At 61.6% G+C, this 16,377-nt stretch carries 8 protein-coding genes and 5 pseudogenes; 6 read left to right on the forward strand and 7 right to left on the reverse strand.

Going from position 1 to position 16,377, the window contains the following annotated elements; translation table 11 throughout:
* The first annotated feature begins 284 nt into the window (after nucleotides 1-284).
* Nucleotides 285-1,982, forward strand: coding sequence for a hemolysin-type calcium-binding protein (locus tag MNOD_RS50150; protein WP_015933164.1), 1,698 nt, complete (start codon nucleotides 285-287; stop codon nucleotides 1,980-1,982).
* Between the two features lie 149 nt (nucleotides 1,983-2,131).
* Here MNOD_RS50150 and MNOD_RS50780 read toward each other — a convergent pair.
* The 6 genes and pseudogenes from MNOD_RS50780 to MNOD_RS32385 all read right to left on the reverse strand — a co-directional run.
* Nucleotides 2,132-2,807 (reverse strand): annotated as a pseudogene (locus MNOD_RS50780) (DDE-type integrase/transposase/recombinase); the annotation flags it as partial.
* A gap of 47 nt (nucleotides 2,808-2,854) precedes the next feature.
* Nucleotides 2,855-3,723 (reverse strand): annotated as a pseudogene (locus MNOD_RS44475) (IS701 family transposase); the annotation flags it as partial.
* Nucleotides 3,724-3,728: 5 nt separating this feature from the next.
* A pseudogene (locus tag MNOD_RS49550) lies at nucleotides 3,729-4,495 on the reverse strand (IS630 family transposase); the annotation flags it as partial.
* A 429-nt stretch (nucleotides 4,496-4,924) separates the two neighbouring features.
* The gene (locus tag MNOD_RS44480) at nucleotides 4,925-5,989 is read right to left on the reverse strand and encodes a GNAT family N-acetyltransferase (RefSeq protein WP_015933166.1); all 1,065 of its coding nucleotides are present in this window, start codon (nucleotides 5,987-5,989) and stop codon (nucleotides 4,925-4,927) included.
* A 318-nt stretch (nucleotides 5,990-6,307) separates the two neighbouring features.
* The gene (locus tag MNOD_RS32380) at nucleotides 6,308-7,294 is read right to left on the reverse strand and encodes a glycosyltransferase family 2 protein (protein ID WP_015933167.1); all 987 of its coding nucleotides are present in this window, start codon (nucleotides 7,292-7,294) and stop codon (nucleotides 6,308-6,310) included.
* Nucleotides 7,291-8,442 carry a glycoside hydrolase 5 family protein gene (locus MNOD_RS32385; RefSeq protein WP_015933168.1) on the reverse strand — a complete coding sequence of 384 codons (1,152 nt, stop codon included), beginning with the start codon at nucleotides 8,440-8,442 and terminating at the stop codon, nucleotides 7,291-7,293. Before MNOD_RS32385 ends, MNOD_RS32380 begins: the two co-directional genes overlap by 4 nt.
* Before the next feature lie 332 nt (nucleotides 8,443-8,774).
* Here MNOD_RS32385 and MNOD_RS32390 point away from each other — a divergent pair, with 332 nt between their 5' ends.
* From MNOD_RS32390 to MNOD_RS49555, 4 genes and pseudogenes are all read left to right on the forward strand, one after another.
* Nucleotides 8,775-10,004 carry an NAD(P)-binding domain-containing protein gene (locus MNOD_RS32390; RefSeq protein ID WP_198157564.1) on the forward strand — a complete coding sequence of 410 codons (1,230 nt, stop codon included), beginning with the start codon at nucleotides 8,775-8,777 and terminating at the stop codon, nucleotides 10,002-10,004.
* Entirely contained in the window at nucleotides 10,001-11,203 is a 1,203-nt protein-coding gene (locus MNOD_RS32395; RefSeq protein WP_015933170.1) for a carboxylate--amine ligase, read from the forward strand. The genes MNOD_RS32390 and MNOD_RS32395 overlap by 4 nt, the downstream gene beginning before the upstream one ends.
* A 36-nt stretch (nucleotides 11,204-11,239) precedes the next feature.
* Entirely contained in the window at nucleotides 11,240-12,796 is a 1,557-nt protein-coding gene (locus MNOD_RS41945) for a glucosamine inositolphosphorylceramide transferase family protein (RefSeq protein ID WP_015933171.1), read from the forward strand.
* A gap of 383 nt (nucleotides 12,797-13,179) precedes the next feature.
* A pseudogene (locus MNOD_RS49555) lies at nucleotides 13,180-13,881 on the forward strand (hypothetical protein); the annotation flags it as partial.
* A gap of 111 nt (nucleotides 13,882-13,992) precedes the next feature.
* On the opposite strand, the gene MNOD_RS41960 reads toward MNOD_RS49555, so the two are convergent.
* Entirely contained in the window at nucleotides 13,993-15,123 is a 1,131-nt protein-coding gene (locus MNOD_RS41960) for an acyltransferase family protein (protein ID WP_015933172.1), read from the reverse strand.
* A 792-nt stretch (nucleotides 15,124-15,915) separates the two neighbouring features.
* On the opposite strand from MNOD_RS41960, the pseudogene MNOD_RS50785 reads away from it, so the two are divergent.
* A pseudogene (locus tag MNOD_RS50785) lies at nucleotides 15,916-16,226 on the forward strand (hypothetical protein); the annotation flags it as partial.
* Nucleotides 16,227-16,377: the final 151 nt, after the last annotated feature.

The following is a 16,377-nucleotide window of genomic DNA, read 5'->3' on the forward strand; positions in this document are numbered from 1 at the left end:
GCTTCGTTGCAACAATGGTTAACGAGAGGCTTGATCGGCAAGTTGGATCAATATATGTCAATTGCCGCACCGCCAAGCCAAGCGGAGGCAGCGACGGGGTCGGACATGCTAGCGCCGCCCCTGCGAATACGCTTCGCGCGCCGCGCGGAGCGTCGCCACCCGATCGCTGGGACGACCCTCCGGCCCCCACTCACTACGTCCTGGGGCCATCACACGGGCAGGATGCCATCTCCCGGACCTTCCACCGAAGGTCCGAGCGACCACACGAGCAAAAAAGGGAAGAAATGGCCGTTTACTATCTCGATAACTCTGCGGCGACCGCCTCCGACACCAATGCCGGTACCTCGGCTGCCGCGCCTTTTAGAAGCCTCGCGGCGATCAATAACCACGCCTTTCAGCCCGGCGACACCATTTCGATCAAGGCCGGCACCACCTATCAGGGCACGCTTAGCATCACGGCTGACGGTACGGCCTCGGCCCCAATCACCTTCAACAGCTATGGGACCGGCGCCAAGCCGATTATTCAGTCCTCCGGCACCAACAACATCCTCCTCAACGGCGCCAATTATGTTGTGGTGGACGGCCTCGATGCGCGCGGCGCTTCCCGGGGCGGCGTGAGCGTGGACGCAGCATCGAGCCATAACATTATCACCAACTCCGATGTCTCGAATGCCGGCATGGGCATGGAGATCTATGGGCAGTACAATCAGCTCGAGTCAAACTATATCCACGACCTGAAAATGGTCGTGAACACCCCAGGCGGGGTTGATGATGCCGGAGCGATTGGTTTCGGCATCTTCGGCTCCCATAACGACTTCGGCTACAACAAGATCGTGAATGCCAAGGCGCCGTCCTACGATTACGGCACGGATGGGGGCGGCTTCGAGACATGGCGCTCGGTCAGCGACATTCGCATCCACGACAACTGGGTGCAGGATTCCAACGGGTTCTTCGAAGCCGGCGGTATGGCGGGCGACACCATCGACGGTATCACCCTCGACCACAACGTCTCACTCAACAATGGCGACTTTCACTGCCTGCACAATGCCGGCGGCACGTTCGGCATCAACGTCGGCAGCTTTAAGGAAAGCTACAACACCATCGTTCAGCAGAGCGGCAGCGGCGCGCAGATGGTCTTCGACGGACCGGTGGGGACCGGTTTTCAGTTCGACCACAACATCGTCGACGTCGCCTCCGGCTGGGTCATGTTCAACCAGGAGGTCTCGAACCGCAGCTATAACCGCTATGACGGCGCCCAGATCACGCCGACAGGCAGCAATTACATGACCGGCGAGAGCAGCGGCGACCCGCAATTCGTGTCGAGCACGGATTTCCACCTCCAGGCCGGAAGCCCCGCGACCGGGCTCGGCGCCTATGCCGGCACGACCTCGCCGCAGACGACCACCACGAGCGGCGCCTCGGTGGGCGGCACGACCTCGCCCCAGACGACATCCGGCGGGGACACCACAGCCACAGCCACAGCCACAGCCACAGCCTCAGCCACAACCACAGCCGGAGCCGACACGGTCACCACGACCGACAAGATCCTGACCGGCACCAAGGGCAACGACGTCCTGACCGGAGGGGCCGGGAACGACCAAATCAGTGGGCTCGGCGGAAACGACGCCCTCTATGGCGGCGCCGGCAATGACGTTCTGACTGGCGGCGCCGGGTTCGACACCTTCGTGTTTGATTCGGCGAGCGTGCTCATCGGCGGCGTGGATAGGATCACGGACTTCAACGCCAAGCAGGACATCATCGACCTCGGAACCCAGTTCGCCGGGATCCCGCAGGGCAGCCTCACCAACGACTACTTTCACGTCGGGACGGCCGCCGAGACGCTGAACCAGCACATCGTCTACAACCAGGGAACGGGGGCGATGTACTACGACCCGGACGGAAGCGGTCCGCAGGCCCAGCTGGAGTTTGCCCAGCTCGCCGCCGGTACACCGCTTTCTGCCAGCAATCTGTTCCACTACTGAACCAGTTGGGGCCGGGGTATTCCTGGCCCCTTTTCTTGTCAATTATGTATCTTGCAAGCCGGATCGGCTTTGGATTGCCTTTCTTTCAAGTAGACAGGCCACTTCCTCAGCAAGACCTACTTTCACGATGAGGAAGCCACCTTCGGTTCCTATCTGTCTGGATGCGAAACCTCATTGGCAGCAGTAACGACCTCAAGCGCTTCGGGGAGGGCTTCCGGGTCGGGCGGCTTCGTGACGGTCTTGGCCAACTCGGGGTTCGCCCTCAGGCGCTCACGCAGCACCAGGTCCGGTGAGCGGCCCTTCAGCACGCGTTGACGGCGGCCGGTGTAGGCTGCGGTGAAGCCCGCCGGCACCGTCTCAAGATCACGATGGCTGGAGAGCGTGATGCCCAGCACCTCGCGCTGCACCCGCCCGTTGAAACGCTCGACCATGCCGAAGGTAGCGCGGCGTGTCGGGCCGGGTTGTGCAGTGCTCCACACCGTGCTGCCGGCAGGCCGTCTCGAAGCCCTCGGCGGTGAAGCAGGAGCCGCGGTCGGTCAGCACCTTCGTAACCCGAAACGGCAGGGCCGCGAGCGCCTCCTCCAAAAAGGCGATCGCCGAGGCAGCCATCTCGTCGTCTTTGACGGCCAGATGCACGAAGCGGGAGGCGCGGTCGATGGCGACGTACAGGGAGCATTTGCGGGTGACGCCATTCCGATCCTGCAGCTTGGGCAGGTGCTTCACGTCCAGGTGCACGAAGCCGACCTCGTCCTCCTTGAACGCGCTGTGTGGCTTGCGGGTGCGGTCGGCAGGGGTGAGCCGGTTGAGGCCCGCGGCCTTGAGGATGTGATTATCAGGAGAGTGAACTCGTCGCCGCCAGTGAGCACATCGGGCGCGGCTGGTGACGGCGGCGCCAAACAGACCAGTGTAGGAGCGCCCTGGGCGTGAGCGGCGCCAGTCCCACGAGCCCCCGGCGAACAGGCGCCGCACCTCGGGCACGGTCAGGGGGAGAAGCTTGGCGGCGAGATCCGCCTCCGCCTGTCCCCCCGAGCGCCGCCCGGCGCAGGACCGCCAGGTCGGCCAGAGCGAACATTGCCAAGGTGACGTGCCGGGACCAGCCCGGGAAGGAGCGCACCTCGTACTGGTCGAGCCCCACTTCGCCCTTGGCCGGCTCACAGAAGCTCTCGATTGTCCAGCACAGGCCCGCCACCCGCAACGAGGTCAGCCAGTGTCGTCTCAGCCGGCGCGTGAGTGAGGTAGAAGGTCAGGTCGTCTGGATCCACCAGCGAGCGGCGCACCAGCAGCGCGCACTGAAAGCCTACGGGCGCACCGCGATAGGGAATCAAGGCCCAGTCGTAGACCCGCGGCCCCTTGGCGCCCGCGCCCGCACTCACCCGCTGCCACACCGTCTCGGTCGCGGGCAGCGCTTCAAGCTGGTCCTCAAACCACTCCGCCACCGGGCACAGGCTCAGGCGCTGGCCCGTGGTGACGGCCAGCACGTAGCCGATCCGGTTCGCCTCGGCCCTGCGCCGGATCGCGCGCTCGGCTCCGTACACGCTATCGCCCGCGAGGCAAACGGCGGCCCCGCCGCCCGCGCCCGCTCCAGCATGGCCAGGCCCAACTGCGGCTTGGTGACGAAGCTCACCTCCGCCGGGACGTGCGCAGCCTGACAGCGGGTTCGGTCCTCGGTCCAGGACCGCGGCAGGTAGAGGGCGCGATCGATCAGCGCGTGGCCGTGCCGGCTCGCATAGCCCAGGAACATCTTCTGTAGGGCGGGAGGTAGAGCAGGCGTGCGCCACCCGCTTCGATTGCCTCACGCACGCCGGACACCGTGTGGGTGCCGAGGTCCAGGATGACGGTGTCGCCGGGCTTGAGCACCGGGACCAGGGTTTCGGCGACGTCGGCGCACAAGCGCGGCCCGTTCGTGGCCCCGTCAAACAGCGCGGTGGCGACCCAGCCGGTCGGGCGCAGCGCGGCGGTGATGGTGGTCTTGTCGTGCCCGTGCGGCACCGCGATCCGACAGCGCTGGCCCCGCGGGGCCCAGCCGGAGCGGCGGGCCATGGTGGAGGCCGCCGCGGTCTCGTCGCGGAAGACGAGGCGATCCGGGTCGAGAGCGAGCTGGGCGTCGAACCAAGCGTGACGCGCGGCCCTCACCTCCTCCCGCTCCTGCTCGGCTGCATGCGCCGCCCTTGTTTACGGGGGATCCGGTGGTGGGCGAAGAACCGCGACAGGCCGCTCGAGCTGGTCTGCACACCCTGCTCGGCCAGACGCGCGCGCAGCTCACGCAGGAAGATCTGCGGCTGGGCCTCGTCGGTGGCCAGGATCAGCTCGGCAGGGGCCTCGATGCGCTGCGAGTTGTGGTCGCCGCCCGACGGTTTGGGCGCGACCCGCCCCTCTCGGCGGAACTGCGCCGACCAGCGACAGGCGCTGGACACGCTGACCCCAAAGCGGGCGGCCGCCCGCTGGCAGGAGGCGCCTGCCGCCACCACCGCCACCACACGTTCGCGCAGATCCACAGACAAGAGTGAAGGCATCAGCACACTCCTTCACCCCTCAACGCGGTGCTGACCCCTTTGTCGCAACCCGCTCGGATGCCGCTCTAGTGCACAGACGCGGACGAAAGCTCCAGACAGCAGCTCAATAAGCAATTGCGGTTACAAGGCAATTCGCGCTGCTCCTTGTACGTTTTGAAGGCGTCAGTGCACTAGCCTTGCGTCAGGATGGTGTATGTCAACAGCCCCTAAACCCGGCTGTAGTACTAGGCGGTTGGTTAAGGCAAATGGCGCGTCTCTGCTGTGAATGGAAATGTGCGGGTGGAAGTGTCAAATAGGGTCTGTCGGCGGCCAGCTGCAGCTCTTCTCAGCCCGGATCGGGTTTGCAGCCGGAGAAGGTCTTGAATAGGACCGCGGGGAGAGTTGCCGAGTATGCGCTGATCGAATGCGACGCATGGGCGCAAATGTTGCCTATAAGGATTTGAGGCGAGCGATCTGGCTGGTGGCGAACGCAATAGCCCGGGTTGAATTGTAGGCAATCCAGCCAATAATAGTGGGTTCAATAAAGGAGAAAACATCACAAGACTGAATCGTCCACTGGAGCTTGTAACTTTCATCTCCTATACCAAGATCAAAAATCTTAATATCTTCAGAGTACTGTTTTATCAAAAGATAGAATAAGACCCTCCCCGGGGCATACTTACTGAGCTCGACATCGTATGCTGGAACAAGATAGTACAGACGTTCTTGCCAAAAGAAGCCAAACAGTCCTGCGATCGGCAGCCCATTTAGCGTCAAACAGGCAACAAATGCATCTCTATTTTCTCTGATTTGTCTAATGTACCAGTTCTTATAATCGGTATAGTCAATCATTATTTTTGTTCTACTAAATTGCTTCTTCTTGTGTTTGAATATAAAAGCAAGAGCGCGCTCTGCATCGTCCGAGCTCTCGCGATAAATCGTCAGATTGAGTTGCCCCATCTCTTTGAGGCGTTTGATGTTTCTTTCGCAATTTGCCTTTTGGTTGCTCCTAGCCTCGCGCACCTTTCGAAGGGTCGCCTCGAATGGCTGGCCCGCAACGAGGTAGGGTGCAATGGTTCTACTCGCCAGGAGAAACCGCTGCTGGAGAAAGGGGTAGCAGGTGGCGTCCTCTCGCACGTGGTAAAAGGCCGTGGTTCGACAAGAGGCCGATTCCTTGGCGAGATCGATGGCTCTCCTCATGAACTCTTCTGGACGAATTGGCGCATCCGTATTGAACAAAATATCTCCGTAGTCCAGCACAAGCGGTACAGGAGCCCACGAGAGTATCCGAAATTGGTTGCGTTTGATAACGCAGGCGGGAAGGATTCCAAACGGCACCCCCCGCTCATATCCAATGACCACGGCAGGGTGCTGACAATGGTGCGTAATTGAGAACCAGCTACTGACAAACTCATAGGTCTGGAACACATGGGGTGATTCGACCGCCTTCCAGACTGTCTCGAGCGTCGGGATGTCAGAGAAGTCTCCGTAAAATTTATATTCAATCTCTGGCATGGCGCCCCTCATCCAACGCGTTAGTGGTCGAAATCTGACACTTCGAACCCACCCCTCTCAGACTCTCACGATCTCGGGTCGGGCATCTGAGTGGGTACCAAGCGTTGGATTTGGACCAGTAGGTGCAAATGTAGCGCAGATCTGGCCTTGGCAAAACACCTCGAAAACTGCCTTCTGGCGCGGGAAGCCGCCGAGCGCAGGAAAACCTGCCGATGCCGAATGCATTGGGCTGGTGTCGAGGCGCAGCCGCATTTGAGGTTGCGCTGGCTGCGCGCTGCTGTTTAGATGTTTAATCTCGTGCTTTGATGGCGCATTGGGTTAAAAAACAGCATCAATCCTTGCCGAATTCGAGCGGCGCCGCTCGACACGCGTCTTGCCGTAAGCAAAGGCCGTGATGACAAGGCCGGCAACGATCACCAACGCACGCCGAGCAGCGCCCGTGTCGCCCCGCATTGCCGCCCCGAGATTGTGCATAACGGCCTGGGGCAAGACCTCACGGACATAGCGCCCCTCCGAACTGAGCCCATCCTTGGTGCCAGTCAGATCCGTGAGTACGCCCTTGGCCGTGCCCTCGACAAGACAGCGGTGTACGAAGTACCGCCACGTGCCACGTTGTGCTGGCACAATGTGCTGGACACGCGCTCCGGGACGGTAGGCGAAATACCCTCCCGGGTGGAGCCGCGCCGCTCGGATGCAGAACTCGGTTTCCTCACAACTCTCGGCCTTGCCGCCGGCTTTGGCCTTGCTGCTGATCGAGAAGCCCGCCTTCTGCCGGCCCATTTGCGATGCAAAGCCCCCGGCCCGATAGAGCACCTCCCGGCGCACGCTCATATTTGCGCCAATCGGGTTGCGGATGCGCCCGTTCTGGACCGGCATTCCGTTATAGGTGCAGCCTATCACCCAGCCAAACTCGCCTGGGAACCAGGAGGGCGGCAGCTCGCGCCACATCGGCTCGACCGAACCGCCGGCCCCGAGGACGTTGGGATTCTCATACGCCTGCAAAAGTTCTTCGAGCCAGCGTGGGTCGGCGATGGCGTCGTCGTCCAGAAAGGCTACGACCTCGGCAGTCACGAGATCCGCCCCGGTCATGCGCCCGCCGGACAGCCCCGGCTCCTTCGTATTCGGGACCACTCGAACACCCTCAATCTCGCTTTCGGCGCGCTCACGCAGGACTTCATTGTAGTCGGTGACGACGTAGATCTCCCGCGCCGGCCGGGTCTGGGCATGCACGGAGGCAACCGCCGCGTTCAGCTCGTCCCAGCGGTCGAGCGTGTGGGCACAGATGACGACAGAAGCTTCGGTCATGGGATGGATCGGATGGTACCCGCCTTCAGCGCTTTCCAGATGGGAGAGTCGTCTCGGCTGATTTCGAACTGGAACGTCGGATCGTTAGGAACGGTACCATCGTTCTGCTTCGACACAAGCTCCCAGACCAGCCAGCCAGCGCAATTGGGGTCGCGGGTGAGCGTGTTGAGCCAGCGCGTAAAGGCCTCGGCTGCATCGTGGTTGCCACGTGAATAGCCGAATTCCTCCAACAAAACAGGCTTGTTGTGTTGCGCTGCCAGCTGGCAGAACTTGGTGATCATCGCATCGAATTCTTGCACCGTTTGCTTGTAGTAGAGCGGGTAACCGTGCCACGTGCCGAAATCCAGAGTCGGGATCGGCAGGTCAACGAGTGGGCTCGTCACATTGGCATTGCCCGAGCTGACGAGGTGATTGGGATCAAGCGCCTTTACATAGGCCGACATTTCGGCCGTCCAGGCCAAGCGCAGGCTTTCCGGAGTGGCATTGCCCTCGTTCATCAGATCCCAGGCCATGATGGTCGGATCGTCCCGATAGGCGACGCCGGTCAGGGAATTGACCCTGTTCAGGACGTAGGACACCCAGGTCTTGTAGTCCCTCTTGGTTCTCGAATCGCTAAAGAAAAATGTCGATTTGTCGTTGCTCTTGTACCACGCCCGCATCTGTTGGGCGCCGCCGGTGTAGTCCCAGAAATCCAGGAAGGCGATGATGAGTTTCAGGTTGCGTTTGCCGGCTTCCGCGATCAGGAAGTCGATCTTCTGCAACCCGTTTGGGCCGTCGTTGATACCCATTTGTCGCTCGCGCGCGTCCCAATAGAGGAGGTATGTCCCGTTCACGCCGAGATTGTAGCTGGTCGCCTTGCTCTTCCAGTTCCAGATCGTCGGCGTGCTGCCGTCGGGCGACCCGATCACTGGCCCGAGAAGGGTGCGGATCGTGTTGGCCCCGAGCGCCACGGCATCGTCGAGCACCTGGGTGACCTCCTCCTCCGAGCCCCAGGGTAGGTAATGGTTGTTCGCGCCCGCCACGAAGAAGGGCTTCCCGCGAAGGATAAACTTAGTTCCCGCCGTTCGCACGAAGGGATCCGCCGAGGCGGGCGTCCATGCAGCCAGGGCAAGAAGGCCCAGCGCAGTCCAGATTGCTCTCACGATCATCAGCGACCATTGGCTATGATAGTGAGGAGGACACAATCACTGCTAAGGGGGTACTCCCTTTGAGGAGGGGGCGGTGAGGCTTATTTTTGGTAACGTTTAGCATAGGAATGATTCCCGGACAGCCTCGGACAGACGATCCTCGAGGTGATGCAGGTTCGAGCCGCGCCGCCCGGATGGCGCCGGGGAGGGGACCCCGACCGTGAGACCTGTGCTGGTGCGTTTCGTTTGATGGTCACGGAAGGCTCTGGTCTTTTTCAAATCTCTCAAGTCTCTCCTACCCGAAATCTGTTTAGCAAGGGGCCAAAGCAGTGTCTGATACATGTGATGTTGCCGTGGTTGGAGCCGGTCCTTTTGGATTATCGATCGCGGCGCACTTGCGCGGCCGAAAGGTCAACTACCGAATACTGGGCAAGCCGATGGAGAGCTGGCAGAGCAAGATGCCGACAGGCATGCTGCTTAAGTCAGCCGGCTTTGCCTCGAACCTGTCCGATCCCGAAGGCGCTTTCACCCTGAAGCGGTTCTGCGGCGATCGCGGCCTGAAATATCAGGACGTTGATCATCCCATTCCGGTCGAGCAGTTCGTCGAGTACGGGCTCGATTTTCAACAGCGCGTTGTGCCGGACCTGGAATGCGAGGAGGTTACCTCCGTCGATCTGCATCCAAACGGATTCGAGTTACGCACGAGCGGCGGAGATTTGTTTAGAGCCGGCCGGGTCGTCCTCGCCATGGGCCTGAACTATTTTCGCCATATCCCAGAAGTGCTTGCGGCTCTGCCCAAGGGGATGGTGTCCCACGCGGCTGATCACCACGATCTCGAAAAGTTCCGAGGACAGCGCGTCGCCGTCATCGGAAGCGGAGCATCCGCCATCGACACCGCCGTCCTGCTGCACGAAGCCCAGGCCTCCGTTCACCTCATTTCGCGCAAGCCCGACCTCGTCTTCAGTGGCCTTTGGGGCGGCTCGGGTCGGCACTCGATCCTGAAGCCAATGCTCTTGCCGATCTCCGGAATTGGCCCTGGCTGGATGCATCGTTTCTATGCGGACTTGCCTTGGCTCTTCCGCTACTTCCCGGAGGCTTACCGGATGCGGACGGGAGAAGGGTTCCCCTCTCCGTCGGCCGGATTGCCCATGAAGGACCGGTCCATCGGGCTTCCCAAGCTCCTGGGGCACTCCTTGGAAGCGGCCAGAGCGGGCGACACAGGGGTGCAACTGCGCTTGCGGGCGTCCGCCGGCAGCGCCCGGACGGTCGACGTGGACCACGTCATCGCAGGCACCGGTTATAAGGCCGATGTGCTACGCCTGCCTTTCCTGAGCCCCGCGCTCGTGCAGCGTCTGCGCCTTGTCGGGAAGGCTCCGTGGCTGTCGCCGAATTTCGAAACATCTGTCCCGGGGCTCTATTTCGCCGGTCCCGTTACGGCCACGATGTTTGGCCCCGTGATGCGTTTCGTGTTCGGTGCCGACTTCACGGCGCATCGGATCTCATCGCATCTGGCGCATCAGACCTCCACTGAAGCCGCAAGTCGCATGTGGTACGGCGTCGCCCTAGCCAAAGGAGCGAAATGAGTACGCCAGAAGCTATCGTCCTGGGCGGCGGAATCAATGGCTTGGGTGCGGTCCGCAGCCTGGCCCAAGCCGGACTGCACTCGATCGTTGTGGTCAAAGCGGGGCGCGACGTGGCAGCGGTGTCGCGCTATTCTCGGCGATATACAGTGTCTACATTCGAGGGGGCAGCATTCGTCAATGAGCTGCTGAACCTTCGCCAAGAACTCTCTGGCCCAGGGATCCTGATCTGCGCCGATGACGTGGCCTTGTTGACGGTGTCCCGCTTCCGCGACCGCCTCGCACCCGCTTTTCGCTTTAAGCTTCCACAGCAGCAAGCCCTCTGTGATCTGACCCTTAAGGAGCCCTTCTTTCGGCTGGCTCAGGACAATGGGTTTCCCGTCCCGGCAACCATGCTGCTGCGCAACCGCGGAGACTTGGGGAGTTTACACGATCTGCGGCCTCCGCTGTGCGTGAAACCAAACAGACGTTCGAAGGCCTACGACGGCTCCTTCCAAAAGGCTTACCGGGTCGAGAGTCATGCCAGCGCTCTGTCGCTCTGCGAGCGCGTGCTGGATGCGGTCGGAGAAGTGATTGTTCAGGAATGGATCGAGGGCTCGAACGACGCCATATACTTTTCCCTGTGCTACATGGGCGAGGCTCCGGTGGCCTTCACGGGCCAAAAGGGTCGCTCGTTCCCGCCCCAGGTGGGGCTCACCGCCAGTTGTTGGGCAGCCTCGTTCGCGGCGGATGAGCTAGAAGACCTGACGATCCGCTTCTTTCGTTCGGTCGGGGTCACCACCGGGTTCGCCAGCATGGAATACAAGCGCGACCGCCGGGATGGCCGCTTCCTCATGGTGGAGCCAACCGTGGGGCGGGTCGACGGGCAGGTGGAGATCTCGGCGCTGTCCGGGATCAACCTCTGCCATGTGGCCTATTGTGACATGGCCGGGCTGCCGGGCCCACAATTGAAGCCGGATCCGGCCCATGTGTGGCGCGATGAGTTCAGGGATCTGCTATCCGCCCGCATGCAAGGCACGATCTGTCGCTATCCAGCGAATTACAGGGTTCACAATGCCTACTGGCGCTGGGATGATCCGGGTCCGGGGCTGCTCGAATCGATCGGATGCGCGCGAGGAGCGCTATACTTGGCCGGAAAAGCCTCGCTTCGATGGCTTTGCGTTGGAAGCCGAACAGTTTTGCCAGTCAGAGTTAAGGTATAGCGGAAAAGCGGACTGCCCCACATAGGACTGCCCCCAATGCGGGTTTGCTTCCACTTGGATCCTTCACGGCTCTTCCGCTGGCATCTCTGGCTGGCCGAGAGCCTTGCGGCTGTGCCGGGCTGTGAGGTCTCGTGCACCTTCGCGAGCGAGCGCCATCCCTTGCCTCGGGCTTGTCGGCTCGTCTTCGAGCTGGAGCGGCTGATCTATCGTTTCTGCGACGGCGGAGCCGTCGACGTAGCGTCGGCCGCCGCCCTGCCGGCTGAAGCGGGCTGGCATGAACCCTTCGACGTGCTGATCGACTTCGCGACCCAGGAGACGATTCCCCCGAGCCGGCGCGTGCTGCGGCCCCTGTTCAACGGGGTGCCGGGCGAAATCGGGATCGTTGCAGCCCTGCTCGACAGCCAGAGCTTTCGGCTCGACGTTTATGACACCGACCGTCCACAACGGCCCTGGACCGCGCATCCGGCCGTCCGTGATCGACGCATCCTTGCGGCCGGTCTGGATGCTGTCCTCTCCTGTGCTGTCGAACTGCTCACCAAGGTCGTGCGTGAGCCCCCGGGCGCCTCTGCGGGGATGGCACCAGGGCGCGCCCCCACGACGGTACCCGTCAGAGCGATCTCGGTGCTGACCCATGCCATGGGTACGGTCGCCACAAAGACGGTCCGATTGCTCGGGCTCCTGGCAAGCGGCGGAGAGACCTGGACCGTCGGCTGGCGCTTCGACTGCGGATCGTCGCTGCTCGATCAGGGCCAAGCCGAGTTCCGCGTCCTGCCGGGCGACGCCCGGCGCTACTTCGCCGATCCCTTCCCGTTCGAGCACGGCGGCGAGCACTACCTGTTCATGGAGGAATACCCGTACCGCAGCGGCCGTGGCTGCATCGCCGTCGCGAAGGTGGATCGAACAGGGATCATCAGCCCCCCCCGGACCGTCCTGGAGGAGCCGTACCACCTCTCTTACCCGTTCGTATTCGAGCACGACGGGCAGATTTGGATGATCCCCGAATCCGGAGCGGCAAAGACTGTCACCTTGTATCGGGCGGACCCGTTCCCCGATCGGTGGACGCGGGAGGCCACTCTGCTCGAAGGCATCGAAGGCTACGACGCCACCCTTCTGCCCGAACGCGACCAGTTTTGGCTGTTCGTCAACCCGAAACTCTGGAGGTCAACCTCGTGGGACCTCCTGGCGCTGTTCCACGCGGACCGGCTCACCGGGCCATGGATCGCCCATCGCAACAATCCGGTCCTGCTGAACGCTTGCTATGGCCGCTCGGCGGGGGCGATATTCGAGAGGGATGGGTACCGCTACCGACCGGTCCAAGACTGTTCCCGCGGCTATGGTGGGGCGGTCATGTTTTGTCGGATCCACGCGCTGACAGATATCGAGTTTACCCAGACACCGATCGGCCGGATGGAGTGCGGCTCGTTTGGATGCCACACGTACAACCGACGCTCCGGTCTCGAAGTGATCGACCTGTTTCGATCGGTCCGGAGTAACGGTGAGGTGACGGCCTCCTATCGGCCGCTGACTGCAGATGGAAGTTCCTCCCCGGACCAGCACGGTACTCACCTGGGGGTACCTCTTCTGGGGACATAAAGGCCGGGTCTCCCCGGCCCCTCTTGCGCCTTACAGGTGGAACAGGTCCCAGTAAGTCAGCGGTGTGCCGGCGGCGAGCTGGACGAATTGCACCTGGACCAGCGGGCCGTGGCCGTCCGGGTCATAAGATAGCTCGCCAGCCGTCTGGTCGTGGATGATGTGCTCTGACGCTAAGCCGGCGCATTGGCGAAAGTTCGACGCCAATGGTCCTCGTCAGCGGAGCGAAACATCGTCTGCGTGCCTAATACGAAGCGGCATTGACGGCGACTGTAGCGCGGCGATCTGGATGAGAGCGCGCATTGCCTCGCCTGAAATGCTCCCCGACGCTGGATCGTTGCCTCATCTGGTTTGCTCCCCACCACGGATCGGCGGTGGAGGCGACGATGAGGCGGGTGGGCATGGCAACGCGCGATGAACTGCTGGCCGCCGTGGCGGCGCGTTACCGGAGTAGTTCACGCGCGGACAAGACGCGCATCCTCGACGAGTTCGCCGCTGTGACCGGCCACCATCGCAAGCACGCCATGCGACTGCTTCGGACCGCTCCGTCCGGGCCGGTGCCGGCGGCGCGCGAGCGCCGGCGGCTCTACGGCGAAGCGGTTCGCGAGGCGCTGATCGTGCTCTGGGAGGCCGCCAACCGGATCTACGGCAAGCGGCTCAAGGCGCTCATCCCCACGCTCGGGCCTGCGATGGAGCGCCACGGCCATCTCGCGCTTGCCCCAAGATCAAGGCAGTCCTCCTGGCGATCAGTGCGGCGACCATCGATCGGGCTCTGCGGCCGCAGCGGGAGCGGGCTGCGGGGGATCGCGTCGGCGCGGGACCGCCTCGACGATCCGCCGCTCGATCCCGGTGCGGACCTTCGCCGACTGGGGCAATCCGCCGCCCGGCTTCGTCGAGGCCGACCTCGTCGCCCATTCCGGCCCGAGCGTGAGCGGCGCCTTCGTGCAGACACTGGTACTGACCGACATCGCCACCGGCTGGACGAGTGTGCGCCACTCCTCATGCGCGAGCAGACGCTGCTGGTGGGCGTTCTCGGAGAGCTGCGTCGGCTGATGCCCTTTCCGCTCCTGGGCCTCGATGTCGATAACGTCCTACGTAGCGAGGGGCGACAGCGGGCCGGACAACATCCGGACGGACATTGGTCGACGTGGTTGGGGGCTGACGCCGCTCGACCAACCCGGCCGCGGCTATCGGATGGGCTATTTAAGGCGGCCCCACGCAGGCAATGGCATCCATCTGATCCGCGATCCTCGAGCCAGTGCGGAGATCGGCCGCTCGATAGTCCGATAGAATACAATGCCGAACAGATTCGACAGCAGCAGCGCCACCAGTACAAAGAACACGGCGGTCACTGTCGTGATTGGGAATACCATTTTCAGCGCTACGACGATGAAGTTGTGGAACAGATACGTGCTGTACGATGCATCACCCAGCGCCTCAGCAATGATTTCAAACCTACCACCCGATGTGGGCGCGGCCGATGCGGGCGCGGCGAATGCGCACGCCGCAACAGCCAGTGCGCCAGTTATCCAGATCGAGATGACTTGCGGAAATGGAAGACGCGACGGGATCCGAAAAAAGATGTTTACAATGATCTGCACCACAATTAGCGCCAGCGCGATCCAAAATGGATAGCGGAGAACAAAACGTCCCCCCAAGTGCATTCTCAACACGCCGATCGCCATACCAGCTGAAAACAGCAGGATTATCGGATCGGAGTAAAATGTGAATACTGTCTGAGCCGGCGTACTGTCGGAGAGCGGTTTCACCAATGATCCCGCCGCGACGATAGTACAAAATACGAGAAACACACCTACCAAACCAATTCGCCGGGGCAAGATCAACGCAATGGTAAACAAGGTATAAAAGAACATCTCGTAATTGAGCGTCCATCCCTGCCCGAGAACGGGCTGCATGTCCAGAAAGGAATTAGTCGGGTAAGGAATAAAAATTAGGGACTTAACTAATTCTATTGCTGAGGGTTCTCGGGAGAGAGTAGCAATCTGGGAGAGAGTAGCAATCTGATAGAGCGCGAATGCGACAAATGTGGCAATCCAATAGGTCGGAACAATACGAATAAGCCTGCGTCTAGCAAAGTATAAGGAATTTGAGAAGCTGCCAAAATCATGGTATGAAATATAAACCATGATAAACCCGCTGATGACGAAGAATGTCGTCACCCCAAGTCCTCCAATACTGAAGCCTACCGGCCTAAACCACTCTGGCAGAATGCGGTGCTCGACGATAACATCCAATGCGTGGCTCAGGACGACCAGCGAGGCGGCAATCCCGCGCAAAGCCTGGATGTGATGATTCCTCGACATGATCATAGTTTAGCCTCCACCTGCTAGCCGGTCGCCGATCCCGAACAGGACTGCTGACGATGCGTCCGCCGCTGGTCTGACAGTCTCGGGGAGGTCGGCGATGTCGGTGCCACCGCGGCGGCATTCGGGGCGGCGCTGGGTTGGAGCGGGGCGGCGCCCGGCGCATCGTGCCGGCACGGTCCCGCGGGTGGATCCGGCCGCAGCTTGAGCTTGAGCCGGCTGGTCGTGCTTGGCACGGGCAACGGCAACGGCCTTCTGCATCGCGTTCGCACTGCGGATTCCATGGATCCGCAGACGGCCTTGATGGGTTCCGCTGATCCCACTGATCCAGAGACAACCCTGATCGGCTCCCGGTATCTAACCGCTCCCGCACTCAGGACGGCGATCCTAGAGACCCCCAAGACGAGCAGGGCGAGCCTCCTTCCTCTGGGGGAATTCGGGGTTCGTGAGCTTACCAGTTCGAAGTTGTCTTGCGCGTCCATTGCGCGTGCCCCTCCATTTCAATGGCATCCATCCCGTCCCGGACAGGTCACCCTGGCCACCGGGTGGCAAGCGTTGAACGACAACAATGGAACGACAAGCAAGGCTTTGCTTTTGCTATCGTGATCGTTCAATGGCAATGGCACAATCATCCTTTTGGGGGCACTCAGCAGGGCGCTGGAACGCCGTTCCAAAGTTGCTCTTCATCGGTCGTGATGGAGCGCCGGCGTGATCGCTGTCGAGAAGAGGCTCGGCAAGTTCGGGTGCCGCTATGAAGAAGTGGCTCAACGCAAGCCTGAACTGATCTCGCCCTCGCGATCACGCGAGTACATTCGCGGCGGCAAGCGCGGCTGATTTGTCAATGTGCTCGATCTCGTCAACAATCTCGAAAATCTCGAAGCCGAAGCCCGCGCCGAACGCGAGGGCCGTATGGCCGACTACCTGTCGCGCATGGACTTATACCGCCGTACGTTCGTGCTGACGCGTTCTCCGCGCCACCCACATCTCGGCGCAACATGGTTCGTGTGAACGGATCAGGGCGAACGCGCGCCGGTATTAATCGTGCTCGACGAGCTGGGCTATCTGCCCTTTGCCCCATCCGGGGCCAGCTGCTGTTCTATGTGATCAGCCTCCAAGCCTGCAGCTACATTTCTCAACGTATCATTAGGCTCATTGTGCTATTATCACTTGGAGCACCCAGGGAGCACCCTGGCAGGGTCGAAGAGGGTATCTATAAAGGGGTACTCCCAAGAGGGGAGTTGCCGTTTGGCCCCTTTGGGG

It is taken from the genome of Methylobacterium nodulans ORS 2060, assembly GCF_000022085.1.
Classification (GTDB): domain Bacteria; phylum Pseudomonadota; class Alphaproteobacteria; order Rhizobiales; family Beijerinckiaceae; genus Methylobacterium; species Methylobacterium nodulans.